This window comes from Rhodanobacteraceae bacterium (genome assembly GCA_024234055.1).
Taxonomy (GTDB): domain Bacteria; phylum Pseudomonadota; class Gammaproteobacteria; order Xanthomonadales; family SZUA-5; genus JADKFD01.
In genome coordinates this window covers 129,767-144,712 of the sequence record JACKOW010000004.1, presented here as the reverse complement: position 1 = coordinate 144,712, position 14,946 = coordinate 129,767, and the positions used below count along the sequence as shown (strand labels likewise).

Here is a 14,946-nt window from a genome sequence, read left to right as displayed (position 1 = left end):
GGCGCGACCGCCAATGCCGCTGACTGCAGCTAGACTGTTGCCGGAAGCGGAACGCGGAGAACGCTGAGGAAACACGGAGAAATGCCGGTCGCCTGTGTAGGAGCGCCCTTGCATCGCGATCACTACCCTCAGATCCACGGTGCCACGCACAGTCTGGCCTGGGAAGGATTGCGATTCAGGGCGATACACATCGAGCGGCGATCAACGTTCGAGGGTTCGCTCTGGTCTTTCTCCGCGTTCCGCTTCTGGCCGCGATCCTTCTCCAGCCAGCGATTTCATGCCATGCCGTCGTTGAGACACGACCTCAGCAGACCGCCGGACGCCGGAAATGCAGCAAGCGACCCTTGAATGGTGCGCTGTCATCGGCGCTGAAGGCCATCCGGGTTTCAATGACGCCGAAGCCCACGGCGGCGAGGGCGGTGATCAGTCGGCCACCGTTGCCGCGGCCGGGGTCGCTGATGATGATCTCGGCCGTTGCCGTGCTCATCCGCTGCAACAGGGCCGCGAGGATGGCGGCGTGCTCGCGCTCGTAGAGGATGTCGCTGCCGAGGATCAAGTCGAACTGACCGAGTTCGGCGCCGCTGTCCAGCCAGGGCAGGTCGCGATAGACCGGCATCGGTAGCTGGTTGAGGCCGGCGTTGTAGGCCAGAAACTGCTCGGCCAGCGGGTGGTTGTCGCTGGCGGTGATGTCGGCGCCGCGCCGGGCCAGCATCAGGCTGGACAGGGCCAACCCGCAGCCCAGTTCGAGGATGCGCCGGCCTGACAGGTCCATGCTGCACAAGGATTCGGCCAGCACCCGGCCGGCGGGCCAGATCTGCCCGAACAAGCCCCATTGGGCCGAGGAAATGCCGGCTCGGTCTGCGTGTCCCTGGGGATCCGCGTACTGCGATCGATCGCTGAGGCCACGAATCTGGTACACGTGCCCGCACAGGGCAACTTGGGAGATCTGGGTTCGATAACCGGGCACGGCAGAGCTTCCGGGTAGGGCGTCGCCTCCGACCAGAGGCGAGCGCAGTGAGGAAGCGATTCGGACCGAGATCAGGGTCCGGGCAGGCGAGACGTTGCCACTGTAGCGCCTTTCAGTCTGAAGTGCGCGAACATGCCGGTCTTTCAGCCGACGCCCGATGGTTGCTGTCGGAGCGCTGATTCGCGAATCAAGCAGGGGGCAGGGGACTCACGTCGCGGCACGGTCAGCCGTCGTGGGTCATGTTGACCGCCGCGCTCAATGGCACGGATGTCCGGGCTCAATGCTTGCAGTCGCTCTGGTACTTGTCACTGAGGCGAATGTAGCGCTTGATTTCGTCCGGCGCCTCCATGGTCGTTTGCAGAGTGATCAGTTCTCCATAGCGCGCCTGGCATTCCGGGCTCATGCGTGCAATTTCCTGTCGCCGCTCCTCGGCTTCCGCTTTGGCCGCGAGCTCGGCTTCGCGCTGGCCATCAAGGATTTCCAGCTGCAGGCAGACCCTGACCTTTTCCCGCAGATGCTCGAGTTCGCTCAAGGGCACTGTTTGCTCGCGCAGGGCCTGCCTGGCGGCTGCACATTCCTTCTTCCAAGGCTCCATCACTGTTGGTGTGGGCCACCGCAGATCGCTTTGTGGATCTCGCCGGATACTGACGGTTTCGGACTCTTCTGTGGTCAGGCAGGGCTTGTCGGAGTAGCTCACCTGGCCATCTGCATTCACGCATTTCTGGATGTTGCCCGCCCATGCGGTTGAAGCGCCGAGTAGCAGAAGGGTGCACAGCGCTGATGCTTGAGCTCCACAGGTCACACTGGTCATGGTCCGCAGTCGACGAATCTGGTTCCGGCGCATGTCAATTCCTGGGCGTCCGCGGGATAGACCAGCGTGCCGGGAGGGTTCGGATACAGCATTCAGGTTTTCGGATGGGCGCGCATGGCGGCGTCGAAACGCGCCATCTGCTCTGGCGTTGCTGGCAACTGATGGCGAGTTTTCCATTCAGCCATCGGCATGCCGTAGACATGCTCGCGTGCCTGCTCCTTGTCGATGGCAAGGCCGCTCTGCGCTGCCGCCTCCTGGTACCAGTCGGCCAGACAGTTGCGGCAGAAGCCCGCCAGGATCATCAGATCAATGTTCTGAACGTCGGTGCGTTGGCGCAGATGCGCCAGGAGCTTGCGAAAAGCCGCCGCCTCCAGGGCATCGTTCTCGGTGCTTCGGGCGGGCGGTGCTTCTGGTTCATTGCAGGCCATGCTGGCTTCCTCCATGGTCAGACCTCAGTCGACAAGCTAACAGCCTGCGGGACCTCATGGGAACCGGATTCCATGGACGCGAATCCTGCGGGCAGACGTCATCAGGTTTTCAGGCTCAGTCGCGGCTGCTCAGGGCATAATCCGCGGTCTTTCGTCATTGCCCGACCGTCATTGGTCGGAGTTCGAGCAGGTGGGCATGGTCGCCGAGTTGTTGGATGGCAAGCGAATCGCCGATGAGCTGATCGAGGGCATACGCCTGCGAGTGCGCGATCGACTGCGCGCGGGACAGGGCGCACCCGGCCTCGCCGTCGTGCTGGTGGGTGAGAATCCCGCGTCCCAGGTATATGTACGCAACAAGCGACGGGCCTGCGAGCGGGCGGGCTTCATCACCCGTGATTTCGATCTGCCGGCGAGCACCAGCGAGACCGAGTTGCTGGCCTTGATCGATCAGCTGAACACGGCAGCGGACATCCACGGGATTCTGGTACAGCTGCCGTTGCCGCCTCAGATCGACTCGCGCAGGGTGATCCAGCGGATTTCTCCGCGCAAGGATGTCGATGGTTTCCATCCCGAGAACGTTGGTCGATTGGCACAACGCGAGCCCGGGTTGCGGCCGTGCACGCCCAAAGGCGTCATGACCTTGCTGGCGCATACCGACAAGCCGGTCCGCGGTCGGGATGCGCTGGTGGTGGGGGTCTCCAATCATGTCGGGCGACCCATGGTGCTGGAACTGCTGCTGGCCGGGGCCACGGTCACGGCGGCGCATCGCTTCACGGCCGATCTGCGACAGCATGTCGAGCGCGCGGATCTGCTGGTGGTGGCGGTAGGGCGGCCCGGGATCGTCGATGGCCACTGGATCAAACCCGGGGCTGTGGTCATCGATGTCGGCATCAATCGCCAGCCGGACGGAAGCCTGGTGGGAGATGTGGGCCAGGTCGCGGCCGCCGAGCGCGCGTCCTGGATCACGCCCGTGCCGGGTGGCGTAGGCCCGATGACGGTGGCCACCCTGTTGCAGAACACCCTGGAAGCATGCGAGTTGTTCGCCTGATCGTAATCTGCAGTCCGCTAGACTTCGCGCCCGAACCTGATTTGGTCGTTCATCGATGCTCCCAGCCCTTCTTCTCCCTGCCATACGCAGAAGCGCAGCCCTGCTGTTGATGGCCTTGCTGCTCGGCGGCTGCGCCTCGCTGATGGATCGCGCCGCCAGCAGTCTGGGGCAGCAACTCTCGTCGGGAATCATGGACCACGATGATCCCGCCACCGTTGAGGCGGGTCTGCCGGCTTATCTGCTCTTGCTCGATGGCCTCAACCACGACGGCGAGCCCAACCCGGGGCGGCTGTGCCTGGCGGCAGATCTGTATGGCGCCTACGCCGGTTCCTTCGTGGCCGACGCCGAGCGCGCCAAGCGTCTGTCGCGTCGAGCACTGGGCTATGCCGAACGCGCCGCCTGCGCCACCAATGCCCAATGGTGCCAGCTGGATCAGCGCACCTTCGAAGAAGTCGAAGCGGCGGTGGCCGATGCCCCGATGAATCGCGCCGATGCGCTCTTTTGTCTGGGCGGTGCCTGGGCCGGCTACATCCAGGCCCATGCCGACGACTGGAATGCCATCGCCGATATTCCCAAGGCGCGCCGGGTGATCGAACGAGCCGTGGAGTTGCAGCCGGACTACCGCGCCGGTCAGGGTCAGTTGTACCTGGGTGTGATGAACTCCCTGCTGCCGCCGGCCTACGGCGGCAAGCCCGAGCTGGCCCAGCAGTATTTTGAAGAAGCGCTGAAACGCTCGGGTGGCAGGAATCAAATGGTGCGGGTGCTGTATGCCCGGCACTATGCGCGACTGGTTTTTGACCAGGAACTGCATGATCGCTTGCTGGCCGAAGCACTGTCAGCCGATCCCGAGGTTCCCGGTCTGACATTGATCAACACGCTCGCACAACGCCAGGCGCTGGCCTTGCAGGCGAGTTCCAAGGACTATTTCGAATGAGCAATACCATCAAGCAGCTGGCACTGGCATGGGCAGCGGCTCTTGCGCTGAGTACGGGCGCCGATGCCGCCAGCCTGAAAATCGCCACGCTGGCACCGGAAGGCAGTTCCTGGATGCGGGAAATGCGCGCCGCGGGCGATGCGGTCAAGACCGCGACCGAGGGCCGGGTAGAGCTGAAGTTCTTCCCCGGCGGCGTCATGGGCAATGGTGAGACCGTGCTGCGCAAGATCAAGCTGGGACAGCTCAACGGCGGTGCCTTTGCGGCCAGCGAGCTGACGCCGGTGAACCCGGACGTGGCCGTCTACGGATTGCCTTTCCAGTTCTCGGATCTGAATCAGGTGCGCAGCGCACGCGCCAAACTTGATCCACAGATCAAGTCTGGCTTCGAGAAGAACGGCATGGTGGCCGCTGGTATCACCGGTGGCGGTTTCATCTATCTCATGAGCACCCAGCCGATCGCGACCCAGGCGCAGATGCGCAGCACCAAGGTCTGGGTGCCGGAAGGTGACGCCATCGGCCGAATCGCCTTCGAAGAGGCCGGCATCACCCCAGTCCAGCTGGCGCTGGGCGATGTCTACACCAGCCTGCAGACGGGTTTGATCGAGACCGTGGGCAACACCACGACCGGCGCGATTGCCTTCCAGTGGGCCACCAAGCTCAAGGTCATGGTGGATCTGCCAGTGTCGTACACCGTGGGCATTCTGGCCTTGGACAAGAAGGCGCTGGACCGGCTGACACCGGACGATCGCGCTGCTGTGCTGGACGGCATCGAAAAGGCCTTTGCGCGCCTGGAAGTCAGCAATGCTGCCGATGATGTGGCCACGCGCGAGACGCTGCGCAAGGAAGGCATTCAGATCATCACGCCGGATGCTGCCGAGGCCGAAGCCTGGCGCGCTGTGGGTCGCCGCACCCTTGAGCGCATGCGCAAGGACGGATTGTTGTCGGCTTCGATCCTGGATTCTCTGGCGCAGGTCCACTCGGCAGCCGGCAGCCAGTGATGCGGGCGTTGGGCATCCTGGCGCGCTGGATCACGCGTATCGAAGATGCCCTCCTGGCCAGTCTGGGCTTGGCCCTGCTGGCCGCCGCGGCTGCCCAATTGGTGTTCCGTCTGATTGGCACTGGACCGGTGTGGTTGGATCCGGCCATGCGCCTGGCGACCCTTTGGCTGGCCTTGATCGGGGCGCTGGTGGCCACCCGCGAGTCGCGCCAGCTGCGCATCGACGTCTTTGCCGAACGCCTGCGCGGTGCGCTGGGCTGGGCTGCCCGCGGATCGGTGGCGGTATTCACGGCAGTCATCTGCGCAAGCTTGGCGCTGGCCAGCTGGACCCTGGTTGAACTCGAGCGGGACAGCGGCACCGAGTTCTTCACCGGTATTCCGACCTGGTGGACGCTGGCGATTCTGCCGCCGGTGTTCGCGATGATGGCGGTGCACGCCCTGGGTGAGCTGGCTGCCCGTCCGCCGTCACGGCCGGAGTCCGACTCGTGATCTGGCTGCTGGCACTCGGCCTGCTGTTGCTGGCGTTTCTGGGCGCGCCATTCTTCGCGCTGATCGCAGCGATCGCGCTGCTGGGATTTCACGCCCAGGGCTACGATCTGGCCATCGTCGCCGTGGAAATCAATCGCCTTGGCGAAATGCCAGTGCTGGTGGCCATCCCGCTGTTCACGCTGGCCGGTTATCTGCTCAGCGAAAGCGCCGCCCCCAAGCGACTGGTGCGTTTGACGCAAGCGCTGGTGGGATGGCTGCCGGGAGGGCTGGCGATCGTGGCGCTGGTGGCGAGCGCGCTGTTCACGGCGCTGACCGGGGCATCAGGTGTGACCATTGTCGCGCTCGGTGCCGTGTTGTTTCCGGCGCTGGTGCATGGTCGTTACAGCGAGCGTTTCGGCCTCGGACTGGTCACGGCATCGGGCAGTCTGGGCCTGCTGTTTGCGCCATCCTTGCCCTTGATCATCTACGGCGTGGTCGCGCAACAGCTGAACACCTCGCCGCCAGTGTCTGTGGAGGATCTGTTTCTGGCGGGCATCATCCCCGGCGTGCTGATGCTGGTCGTGTTGTCGGTGTATGCCATCACCCAGGCGCCGTCGATCCCACGGGCGGAGCGGCGCTTCGACGCCCGCGACGCCTGGGCTGCCGTGCTCGATGCCAAGTGGGAGCTGCCCCTGCCGGTGCTGGTGCTGGGCGGTATCTACACCGGCAAGATCGCGCCTTCGGAAGCCGCGGCGCTGACTGCCATCTACGTGTTCATGGTCACGGTCGTCATCCGCCGTGAGATTTCGGTGCGGAAACTGCCGATCATCGTCAAGGAGGCGATGATGTTGGTCGGCGGCATCCTGCTGATTCTGGGCACTGCCTTCGCGCTGACCAACTATCTGATCGATGCCGAGATTCCGACCCGCCTGTTCGACTGGGTGCAGACCCATGTCAGTCAGAAGTGGGTGTTCCTGCTGGTATTGAATGTGTTCCTGCTGTTCTTCGGCATGCTGCTGGAAGGATATCCGGCCATCGTGGTGCTGACGCCGCTGGTGCTCCCCATCGCCAGTGGTTACGGCATGGATCCGGTGCATTTCGGCATCCTGTTCCTGGCCAATCTGCAGATCGGCCTGTTCCTGGCGCCATTGGGCATGAACCTGTTCATCTCCGCCTACCGCTTCCAGCGTCCGGTCACCGAAGTCATCCGCGCCAGCTGGCCCTTCTTCCTGCTACTGTGGGCCTGCGCGCTGGCGATCACCTACATCCCCTGGCTGTCACTGGTGCTGATTGGCCGCGGCTGAGTGCGGGCAGGGATCCCGGCAGCAGGAAAGGGGCGTTCTGGGCTAGATCGCAGCAAGAGCATCAACGCGGAGAACGCAGAGAGACTCGGAGAGCGCAGAGAAGAGCCTGTACAGATTTGCTTCTGATTTTCTCTGCGTTCTTTCTGCTCTTCCTTCGCGTTCTCTGCGTCCCGCTTCTTGCATCAACTCGCGGTAGTTTCCGATTCTTGCTGCGGGCGCCCTCAGACTTTCGGCAATTTGTGCGCGGTGGTGACCGGATCGCGCAGTTCGCGACGCAGGATCTTGCCGACATTGGTCTTGGGCAATTCCTGGCGGAATTCGATGAACTTGGGCTGCTTGTAGCCGGTGAGCTGGGCCCGGCAATGGGCTTTCACGTCCTCGGTGGTCAGGTTCGGGTCTTTCTTGACGATGACCAATTTGACCGCCTCACCTGATTTCTCGTCGGGTACGCCAACGGCAGCCACCTCGAGCACGCCGGGATGGGTGGCCACCACATCCTCGATCTCGTTCGGGTAGACGTTGAAGCCGGACACGAGAATCATGTCCTTCTTGCGATCGACGATGTAGAAATAGCCGCGTTCATCCATGCGCCCGATATCGCCGGTACGCAGCCAGCCATCGGCGGTGATGGTCTTGGCGGTTTCTTCGGGGCGCTGCCAATAGCCGGCCATGACCTGCGGCCCACGGATGCAGATTTCGCCCACCTCGCCCTGAGGCAGCAGATTGCCGTCATCGTCCTGGATTGACAGCTCCGTGCTCGGTGCCGGTACGCCGATGGAGCCGGTGTACTCCTTGGTATCCGGACGATTGACCGTCGCCACCGGCGAACTCTCGGTCATGCCGTAGCCCTCGAACAGGGCGCAGCGCGTGACCTGCTGCCACTTCTCGGCGACAGCACGCTGCACGGCCATGCCTCCGCCCATGGACAGCTTGAGCGTGGAGAAGTCCAGATCTGCAAATCCCGGCGTGTTCAGCAGGCCGTTGAACAAGGTGTTGACGCCGGTGATGATGGTGAAACGGTACTTGCCGATTTCCTTGACGAATCCCGGCATGTCACGGGGATTGGTGATGAGCACGTTGAGCCCGCCGACATTCATGAACACCAGACAGTTACAGGTCAGCGCGAAGATGTGATACAGCGGAAGGGCGGTGATGATGATCTCCTCGCCCTCCTTCACATTGGGACCAAACCAATGTTTCACCTGCAGCATGTTGGCAATCATGTTGCGGTGCGTGAGCATGGCGCCTTTGGAAACGCCGGTCGTGCCGCCGGTGTACTGCAGAAAGGCCAGATCTTCAGGGCCGATATCGGTGGCTGGCAGCGATTGGCCGGCACCCAGTTTCAGCGTTTCGTTGAACTTGATGGCACCCGGCAGGCTGAACGGCGGCACAGCCTTGTGCCGATACTTGACCACGAAATTGACGATCAGCGATTTCGGGAAGCCCAGCATGTCACCGACGGCCGTGGTGATGACCTGCTTGACCTGGGTCTCGCCAATCACTTCCTCCAGCGTCTTGGCGAAGTTCTCGAGGACCACGATGGCTGAAGCCCCGGCATCGTTGAGCTGATGCTTGAGTTCGCGCGCGGTGTACATGGGGTTGGTGTTCACCACCGTCAGCCCGGCGCGCAGAATGCCCATCAGAGCAATGGGATACTGCAGCACGTTGGGCAGCATGATCGCTACCCGGTCGCCTTTCTTGAGGCCCAGCTTGTTGCGCAGATAACAGGCAAACTGCAGGCTCAGCTGGTCGAGTTCACCGTAGCTGACCACCTTGTCCATGTTGACGAAAGCGGGGCGATGCCGGAATCGGTCAAAAGCGACCTTCATCACGTCGGCCACTGATCGGTATTCGTTGGTGTCTATCGTTGCCGGGGTGCCGTCGGGATATTGTTCCAGCCAAGGTTGTGCCTGTGCGGTGCTCATCGTATCCCCTCCTCGGATGACCCATGACAGTGAGCGGGAAGCGGGTGCTCCGCGCCTATTTGGTTGAAAATAACCGCAATGCAGGGGGAAGTCATGCAAGGACCGTCAATTTTGGATTTTTCCCGGTTCAGCCGGCTGCTCTCGCTGCTGGTGCTGCTGGCCGTTGCCAGCGCGTGCAGCAGAAGCCCGACCGAACAGGCCTTGCGCAATCAGCTGGATGCCATGCAGGAAGCGGCGGAACAGCGCGAAATGGGCGAATTCATGGACGGTGTCGCCGATGACTTCGTCGGCAACAGCAGCGAGTTCGACCGCGAGGGCCTGCAGCGCTTGCTGCGGGTGATTGCCTTGCGGCATCAATCCATCGGTGTCACCCGGATGGCGTTGGATGTGGAGATGCATGGCGACCGCGCTGTGGTGCGCATGCAGATTCTGGTTACCGGTGGCTCAGGCGGACTCATTCCAGATCAGGGTCAGTTGTTCGACACCGAAAGCGCCTGGCGTTTTGTCGACGGAGAGTGGCAGCTGGGAAGCGCCCAGTGGAAACCGGTGCGGTAGCTGGCGGGAAATCGGTTGCCAGCTCTGTGGGATCGGCTTCAGTCGCGAACGGCGACCGCACTCCGCGCCTGGCCATCGCGGACAGAGTCCGCTCCCACAGGGCCAGCAGTGCCCGCTGTCGGAGCGACCTTGTGTCGCGACGGCGGAATCAGGCCCCCGACCATCACGCTCGCCTCGGGGCACTCCTGAGCTGAACCCAGCAGCCATCAACGCGGATTCAGCCCCGATCCTCCAGTTCAGCCGCGATCGCCCGCGTGCGCCGCACGATGGTCCATGCAGTGCCGATCACGATCAGCAGCAGCGCCAGGGTCAGCGCGTGGTGCGTGCCGTTGCCGTATCCCTCGATCGCCGCTGCCAGGCAACCCACGGTCAGCAGGGCCATGCGATGGGGTTTGGCCTGCGGCCCGCGGAAATCCTGCTCCAGGCCCAGACTGCCACCGAGGGCGCGCACATAGGCAGTCAGAGCGGCCAGCAGGGCGGCCATCCATCCCAGCGCCGGCAGTCCCAATCCGTAGCCAGCGCCGATCAACAACAGACTGTCGGCCACCCGATCCGGGATCTCGTTGTAGAGCGCGCCCACCGGTGTCCCCTTGCCGCCTTCCACCGCCACCATGCCGTCGAGCAGATTGCACAGCAGGCGCAGCTGAGTGCAGATCGCCGCAAAGACCAGCGCGACCGGCCAATCCGGGCGCAGCAACAGCAAGCCGCCGATCAGCGCGAAGCCGATGCTGGCCAGCGAAATCTGGTTCGGCGTGATGTGGGTCTGCGCCAAACGCCGCGCTAGCCAACGCGCCCAGGCTGTACTGCGGCTCTTGAGCGGGCGGCGAGCTTCGATGCTGGGTTCGCTCATGATGGGATGCCTCCGAGGGACGGCGCAGTCTATCGCTGATGGGGCGCATGGTTGCGCCTGCCGATCGAGTGGCATGTCCTGCCTGCATGGCTGATATCGTTCCCTGTTGGCAAGTTCGCAGGGAGTTGTGTGCTCATGCTCGAATCACTGGCCCGCCTCGGCATGTTGGCTGCCTCACGCCTGCTGACCGGTGTGCGCGGCCTCAGCGCCGAGCCATTGCCGCAGCCTCCCTGCATCTACTACGGAAATCATGTCAGCCATGGCGATTTCGCCCTGATCTGGGCCGTGTTGCCGCCGGCGCTGCGGGCGCGGGCGCGTCCGGTGGCCGGTGCCGACTACTGGGAGCGCGGCATGCTCCGTCGGTACATCGGGCGCCGTGTGGTGCGAGCCGTGCTGATCGAACGCGAACGCGAGAAGCGAACGACCGATCCGATTGAACAGATGGCGGCGGTGATCCGCGGCGGCGAGAGTCTGATCCTGTTTCCGGAAGGCACGCGCAATCAGGGCGACGAGGCCCTGCTGCCGTTCAAAAGCGGCCTTTACCACGTCGGAAAAGCCTGTCCGGGACTGAATCTGGTGCCGGCATGGATCGACAACTTGCATCGGGTCTTGCCCAAGGGCGAGTTGTTGCCCATTCCGATGTTGTGCACAGTGCATTTCGGGCCGGCCTTGACCGTCGGCGAGGGTGAGGACAAGGACAGTTTTCTGACTCGCGCGCGCGCGGCCTTGCTGGCGCAGCGTCCGGCCCATGCAGGAGATGAGCCATGAGCACTACGGTGCGTCTGTTCCTAGGCATTTTCGCGGTGCTGGGAGTCGCCAGCATCGTCGCCCTGATCCTGCGCTATGCCATTGCCAAGGGCCGCCCGCACGCCGTCATCGACAACCTGGTCGACCGCATCAACGCCTGGTGGGTGATGGTGGGGCTGGTGGCGCTGGCCTTCGCCTTTGGCAAGGGTGGTGTGATCGTGCTGTTCGGGTTGCTGTCCTTGCTGGCGCTGCGCGAATTCGTGACCTTGACCTACACGCGGCGCAGCGACTACGTGGCCCTGGCCATGGTCTTCTACGTGGCCCTGCCGATGCAGTACGCGCTGATCTGGATCGAATGGTACGGGATGTACTCGATCTTCATCCCGGTCTACGGCTTTCTGTTCCTGCCGATCATCAGCGCGTTGCGCGCAGACACCACGAAGTTTCTGAGCCGCATTGCCGAAGTCCAGTGGGCACTGATGCTGGCGGTGTTCTGCCTGTCACACGTACCGGCGCTGGTGACCCTGAGCATTCCCGGCTTCGAGGGTCGGGAGATCCTGCTGATCGCCTTTCTGGTCATCGTCGTGCAATCCAGCGATGTGCTGCAGTACATCTGGGGCAAACTCTTCGGCCGCCACAAGGTGGCACCGGCGCTGTCGCCGTCCAAGACCTGGGAAGGACTGGTAGGCGGTGTGCTGTCGTCCACCGCCATCGGTGCTGGCCTCTGGTGGATTACACCGTTCACGCCGCTGCAGGCTGCTGGCATCGCCTTTTCGATCAATCTGATGGGCTTCTTCGGCGGTCTGGTCATGAGCGCGATCAAGCGGGATCTGGGCGTCAAGGACTGGGGGCACCTGATCGCGGGTCACGGCGGTGTGCTCGATCGGCTGGACTCGGTGCTGTTCTCGGCCCCGGTGTTCTTCCATATCGTGCGCTACGGGTTTACGCCTTGAGAAGCGGGAAAATGGGAAGGGGAAAATGGGAAATGGAAAAAGGAAAAGGGTAGGTGCGGCCTCAGTGGCGAGAGGGTAGCGGCTTCGGTGCGGGTAGGTCAGGTTGACCCGAAGCGTCTACGTGACGGCCGCGCCTTCCATACTCCGACAACCGACAACCGACAACCGACAACCGACAACCGACAACCGACAAGCTACCAGCGATAACGCACCGTGTAGCGCACCTTGGCGGTGCCATCGGCCGGAATCTGCACCGGGAAGTCCATGGTCTGCTGATCGCGCTTGTTGCCCTTGTGGGTGCTCTGCAGCAGCTCCCAGGTGCTCCAGCGATAGAAGTAGTCGCGCACAATGACATTGGCCGTCATGGTCTTGCGGTTGCGCACCTCGATCTCGAAGGTCTCGTCCAGGGTCTTGCCCGTGGTGTCCAGCTTGAAATCCACCTGCTTGCGCTCGCCGACGATATCGAAGGAATTGCCCAGCTTGATCCGCAGCGTCTCGTTGCGTGGCGTGTGGGCAATGACATCCTCGCCGATGAATTCCAGTGAACCGTCGACCGACGCCTGGTTCACCCGCACGCGCCCGGCCGGCAGCGGCATGCCCATCTGGTTCTCGGCCTTGTTGGCAAATTCCAGATAGGCCCCGACCTGGCCCTTGTGGGTGGCGCCGAGGTTCTGATCCATGTTCGGTGCGCCGCCCCACATCGGATAGGCATAGGGACTGGCCGTGAACACCAGTTGCTTGGTGCAACTCACGCCTGACGAGGACGGAAACAATTCCAGTTGCTTGGTGGAGTTGTCCGGCAGATCGCTGCGACGCCCCAGCGTGTACAGGTGGTACTCGAACAGTTGCGATTCCTGGAAGCCGCCCTCATCCAAGATCGCCGTCGACATCACTTCCATCTTGCGCAGGCTCTGTGCCGGCGCTGCAGGTGCGCGATTGACCTCGCCGGCGACCAGTTTCAGCTTGGCCTGCGGGTAGCTGCCACCGGACTGGTTGACGATGGTCACCCATGCCGCCAGATCCATGCTGCAGCCAGTGGCGTCTTCCTTGAGGATGACGTTGTAATCGGCCCACCAGGTCAATCCGCGCGATTGATAGGCCACTTGTGCGTCCTGATCGCCGCCGTGGGCGCTGTCGGTGAGCCAGACCAGGGTCGGGCGCGTGATCAAGCCGCCGGGCAACGAAGGAAAACGCACGCTGTCGTAACTCTGCAAGGAGCTCACCTCGCCCGAATCGAGTTGCATCAGCAGCGCACCCTGGGTACCCAGGAGCGTGCCAGCGACGAGCTCGGACTGGTTGCCAACCGTGCGCTCCACGACAATGCGCTGGCCGATGTAGCGATCCATCAGTTTCTCGGCGCTGACCAGATCGAACTGGAAGTTCTGCTCCAGCACGCGGGTGCCGTCGGGGTCCGACAGCGAGATGAAGCTGACCGTGGTCGGGTCGATCAGTTTGGCGACATCGGTGAAGCGCACTTCACCGCGGCCCTTGGGGACGGCCATTGTGCGCCGGTCGCGCACCAGCGCGTAGCCGGGCAAGCCCTGAGCGCCGTAATTGGCCAGCGCATTGACGTTGATCTGGCCTGGCTGCGCCGAGCTGTAGATGGTCAGGGCGTAGTCGGCTTCATTGGCGGCAGATGCGGCGTTGAGGCTCATGGCGATGGCCGTGACGAGAAGGGCGGAACGAAGCATGGCTCGAATCCTCTGTCTGGTGGAGAAGGTATCGAGATGAACAACGGGATGAAATGCGCTTTGGGGTTTGGGTAAACCGGAACGAGCATCCTGTCATTCTCGCGAACGCGCGAATCCAGTCCAGCTTCACCCCTCATGAAGTCACTGGATTCCCGCCTTCGTGCGCCTTCGCGGGAATGACGATGGCTTCAGGCGTTTTCGCTCGCCACCGGCACCGCCGCTGGCGCGCTCGCGGGCCGACCTGCCTTGCGGTTCTTCCACAGGCCGTACCAGTCCTTGAATACCCCGAAATGCGCCTGCCAGACTGAATCGGTGGTTTCGCCGTCGGTCATGCCGCACGGCGGAAACTCATTCTGTTTGGGCATGTGGAAACTGCCGAAGAGCTGATCCCAGATCGGGAAGAACGCCGCGAAGTTGCGGTTCTGGTGCTCCGGCAACGAAGAATGGTGGATGCGATGCACTTGCGGGCCGGCGATGAAGCGGGTCAGCGGCCCCATCGACAGGCGCAGGTTGACGTGGGTGAAGATCGCCCACAACAGCGCCGCATCCCAGACCAGCACGGTGTAGCTGCCCTCGATGTTGAACAGGCCCATCGGGATGAAGATGAAGGGGATGCGATAGACATTCTCCATCCAGTGATGGCGGAAGCTGGTCGTCGCATTCATGTGCACCTCGGTGTGGTGCAGTTTGTGATGCGCCCAGAACCAGGCCCAGGTGTGCTGGCAGCGGTGGAACCAGTAGTAGCAGAAGTCGTGGATCAGCAGCAGCAGAAAGAACTGGCCGAGACCGCCGATCCAGCCTTCGGCGAACTGGATGTGAAATAGCGGGCCACCCAGCGCCGCCACGCCCATGGGCACCAGGCGCCCAACCAGCATCATCGCCAGATTGGTCATCACCACGAAATTGACGATCCAGATCAGGTTGAACAGGATCGCTGACGCCGGTTGATTCTTCTCTGCCGGGCGAAAGTACTCCACGGTCAGACCGATGGCGCACAGCATCATGATCTTGTCGGTCCCGGTGAGCAGACTTTGCAGAAACTCCAGCATCGTGAGGTACTCCAGTCGGCAGCCGCCTGGACGACGCCGGATCAATCGGAACTTGCGGGGTGAGGGCTGGGCCGACGGGTAGGCGCCGGCTCGGTCGATATCGTCATTCTACATCCTTGGTGTTCGATCCACGTCGAGGCGGTCAGTTCCCGGTGGCCTGCGCCGCGCCACCGGCGGCGCTCGGCTGAAACCACAGGTCCGAAAACGGCGAGCGTGTGT

At 62.9% G+C, this 14,946-nt stretch carries 15 protein-coding genes; 8 read left to right on the top strand and 7 right to left on the bottom strand.

What is annotated here, in order from left to right; genetic code table 11:
• Nucleotides 1-304 precede the first annotated feature (304 nt).
• The 3 genes from H7A19_09895 to H7A19_09885 form a co-directional block, all read right to left on the bottom strand.
• Entirely contained in the window at nucleotides 305-967 is a 663-nt protein-coding gene (locus H7A19_09895; GenBank protein ID MCP5475133.1) for an SAM-dependent methyltransferase, read from the bottom strand.
• Between the two features lie 277 nt (nucleotides 968-1,244).
• The gene (locus H7A19_09890) at nucleotides 1,245-1,778 is read right to left on the bottom strand and encodes a DUF4124 domain-containing protein (protein ID MCP5475132.1); all 534 of its coding nucleotides are present in this window, start codon (nucleotides 1,776-1,778) and stop codon (nucleotides 1,245-1,247) included.
• Between the two features lie 92 nt (nucleotides 1,779-1,870).
• Nucleotides 1,871-2,206 carry a DUF1244 domain-containing protein gene (locus H7A19_09885; GenBank protein MCP5475131.1) on the bottom strand — a complete coding sequence of 112 codons (336 nt, stop codon included), beginning with the start codon at nucleotides 2,204-2,206 and terminating at the stop codon, nucleotides 1,871-1,873.
• A 196-nt stretch (nucleotides 2,207-2,402) separates the two neighbouring features.
• On the opposite strand from H7A19_09885, the gene folD reads away from it, so the two are divergent.
• Genes folD through H7A19_09860 form a run of 5 tightly spaced genes read left to right on the top strand, consistent with a single transcriptional unit; the run spans nucleotide 2,403 to nucleotide 6,957 of the window.
• Nucleotides 2,403-3,254: a bifunctional methylenetetrahydrofolate dehydrogenase/methenyltetrahydrofolate cyclohydrolase FolD gene (gene folD / locus H7A19_09880; GenBank protein MCP5475130.1), complete on the top strand. Its 852-nt coding sequence runs from the start codon at nucleotides 2,403-2,405 to the stop codon at nucleotides 3,252-3,254.
• Between the two features lie 55 nt (nucleotides 3,255-3,309).
• Nucleotides 3,310-4,188 (top strand): hypothetical protein, encoded by an 879-nt coding sequence (locus H7A19_09875; GenBank protein ID MCP5475129.1) that lies wholly within the window; start codon nucleotides 3,310-3,312, stop codon nucleotides 4,186-4,188.
• Entirely contained in the window at nucleotides 4,185-5,186 is a 1,002-nt protein-coding gene (gene dctP, locus H7A19_09870) for a TRAP transporter substrate-binding protein DctP (GenBank protein ID MCP5475128.1), read from the top strand. The genes H7A19_09875 and dctP overlap by 4 nt, the downstream gene beginning before the upstream one ends.
• A complete protein-coding gene (locus tag H7A19_09865; GenBank protein MCP5475127.1) occupies nucleotides 5,186-5,674 on the top strand; it encodes a TRAP transporter small permease in 489 nt (162 codons plus the stop codon). The genes dctP and H7A19_09865 overlap by 1 nt, the downstream gene beginning before the upstream one ends.
• Nucleotides 5,671-6,957 carry a TRAP transporter large permease subunit gene (locus tag H7A19_09860; protein MCP5475126.1) on the top strand — a complete coding sequence of 429 codons (1,287 nt, stop codon included), beginning with the start codon at nucleotides 5,671-5,673 and terminating at the stop codon, nucleotides 6,955-6,957. The genes H7A19_09865 and H7A19_09860 overlap by 4 nt, the downstream gene beginning before the upstream one ends.
• 221 nt (nucleotides 6,958-7,178) lie before the next feature.
• On the opposite strand, the gene H7A19_09855 is transcribed toward H7A19_09860, so the two are convergent.
• A complete protein-coding gene (locus H7A19_09855) occupies nucleotides 7,179-8,882 on the bottom strand; it encodes a long-chain-fatty-acid--CoA ligase (protein ID MCP5475125.1) in 1,704 nt (567 codons plus the stop codon).
• Between the two features lie 93 nt (nucleotides 8,883-8,975).
• On the opposite strand from H7A19_09855, the gene H7A19_09850 reads away from it, so the two are divergent.
• Nucleotides 8,976-9,437: a nuclear transport factor 2 family protein gene (locus H7A19_09850; protein MCP5475124.1), complete on the top strand. Its 462-nt coding sequence runs from the start codon at nucleotides 8,976-8,978 to the stop codon at nucleotides 9,435-9,437.
• 217 nt (nucleotides 9,438-9,654) lie between these two features.
• On the opposite strand, the gene H7A19_09845 is transcribed toward H7A19_09850, so the two are convergent.
• On the bottom strand, nucleotides 9,655-10,287 hold the full coding sequence (locus H7A19_09845; protein MCP5475123.1) for a CDP-alcohol phosphatidyltransferase family protein: 633 nt from the start codon (nucleotides 10,285-10,287) through the stop codon (nucleotides 9,655-9,657).
• 135 nt (nucleotides 10,288-10,422) lie between these two features.
• On the opposite strand from H7A19_09845, the gene H7A19_09840 reads away from it, so the two are divergent.
• Together H7A19_09840 and H7A19_09835 are read left to right on the top strand one after the other, a co-directional pair.
• Nucleotides 10,423-11,055 carry a 1-acyl-sn-glycerol-3-phosphate acyltransferase gene (locus H7A19_09840; protein ID MCP5475122.1) on the top strand — a complete coding sequence of 211 codons (633 nt, stop codon included), beginning with the start codon at nucleotides 10,423-10,425 and terminating at the stop codon, nucleotides 11,053-11,055.
• Entirely contained in the window at nucleotides 11,052-11,987 is a 936-nt protein-coding gene (locus H7A19_09835) for a phosphatidate cytidylyltransferase (protein MCP5475121.1), read from the top strand. The genes H7A19_09840 and H7A19_09835 overlap by 4 nt, the downstream gene beginning before the upstream one ends.
• A 194-nt stretch (nucleotides 11,988-12,181) precedes the next feature.
• On the opposite strand, the gene H7A19_09830 is transcribed toward H7A19_09835, so the two are convergent.
• Both H7A19_09830 and H7A19_09825 read right to left on the bottom strand, forming a co-directional pair.
• Nucleotides 12,182-13,678 carry a DUF4139 domain-containing protein gene (locus tag H7A19_09830; protein ID MCP5475120.1) on the bottom strand — a complete coding sequence of 499 codons (1,497 nt, stop codon included), beginning with the start codon at nucleotides 13,676-13,678 and terminating at the stop codon, nucleotides 12,182-12,184.
• Between the two features lie 188 nt (nucleotides 13,679-13,866).
• The gene (locus H7A19_09825; protein ID MCP5475119.1) at nucleotides 13,867-14,727 is read right to left on the bottom strand and encodes a sterol desaturase family protein; all 861 of its coding nucleotides are present in this window, start codon (nucleotides 14,725-14,727) and stop codon (nucleotides 13,867-13,869) included.
• Nucleotides 14,728-14,946: the final 219 nt, after the last annotated feature.

Bases quoted from the DNA above. Each gene is read 5' to 3' on its own strand.
- H7A19_09890 (MCP5475132.1), bottom strand. From the start codon at position 1,778: ATGACCAGTGTGACCTGTGGAGCTCAAGCATCAGCGCTGTGCACCCTT.
- H7A19_09885 (MCP5475131.1), bottom strand. From the start codon at position 2,206: ATGGCCTGCAATGAACCAGAAGCACCGCCCGCCCGAAGCACCGAGAAC.
- folD (MCP5475130.1), top strand. From the start codon at position 2,403: ATGGTCGCCGAGTTGTTGGATGGCAAGCGAATCGCCGATGAGCTGATC.
- H7A19_09875 (MCP5475129.1), top strand. From the start codon at position 3,310: ATGCTCCCAGCCCTTCTTCTCCCTGCCATACGCAGAAGCGCAGCCCTG.
- dctP (MCP5475128.1), top strand. From the start codon at position 4,185: ATGAGCAATACCATCAAGCAGCTGGCACTGGCATGGGCAGCGGCTCTT.
- H7A19_09865 (MCP5475127.1), top strand. From the start codon at position 5,186: ATGCGGGCGTTGGGCATCCTGGCGCGCTGGATCACGCGTATCGAAGAT.
- H7A19_09855 (MCP5475125.1), bottom strand. From the start codon at position 8,882: ATGAGCACCGCACAGGCACAACCTTGGCTGGAACAATATCCCGACGGC.
- H7A19_09850 (MCP5475124.1), top strand. From the start codon at position 8,976: ATGCAAGGACCGTCAATTTTGGATTTTTCCCGGTTCAGCCGGCTGCTC.
- H7A19_09845 (MCP5475123.1), bottom strand. From the start codon at position 10,287: ATGAGCGAACCCAGCATCGAAGCTCGCCGCCCGCTCAAGAGCCGCAGT.
- H7A19_09840 (MCP5475122.1), top strand. From the start codon at position 10,423: ATGCTCGAATCACTGGCCCGCCTCGGCATGTTGGCTGCCTCACGCCTG.
- H7A19_09835 (MCP5475121.1), top strand. From the start codon at position 11,052: ATGAGCACTACGGTGCGTCTGTTCCTAGGCATTTTCGCGGTGCTGGGA.
- H7A19_09830 (MCP5475120.1), bottom strand. From the start codon at position 13,678: ATGCTTCGTTCCGCCCTTCTCGTCACGGCCATCGCCATGAGCCTCAAC.
- H7A19_09825 (MCP5475119.1), bottom strand. From the start codon at position 14,727: ATGCTGGAGTTTCTGCAAAGTCTGCTCACCGGGACCGACAAGATCATG.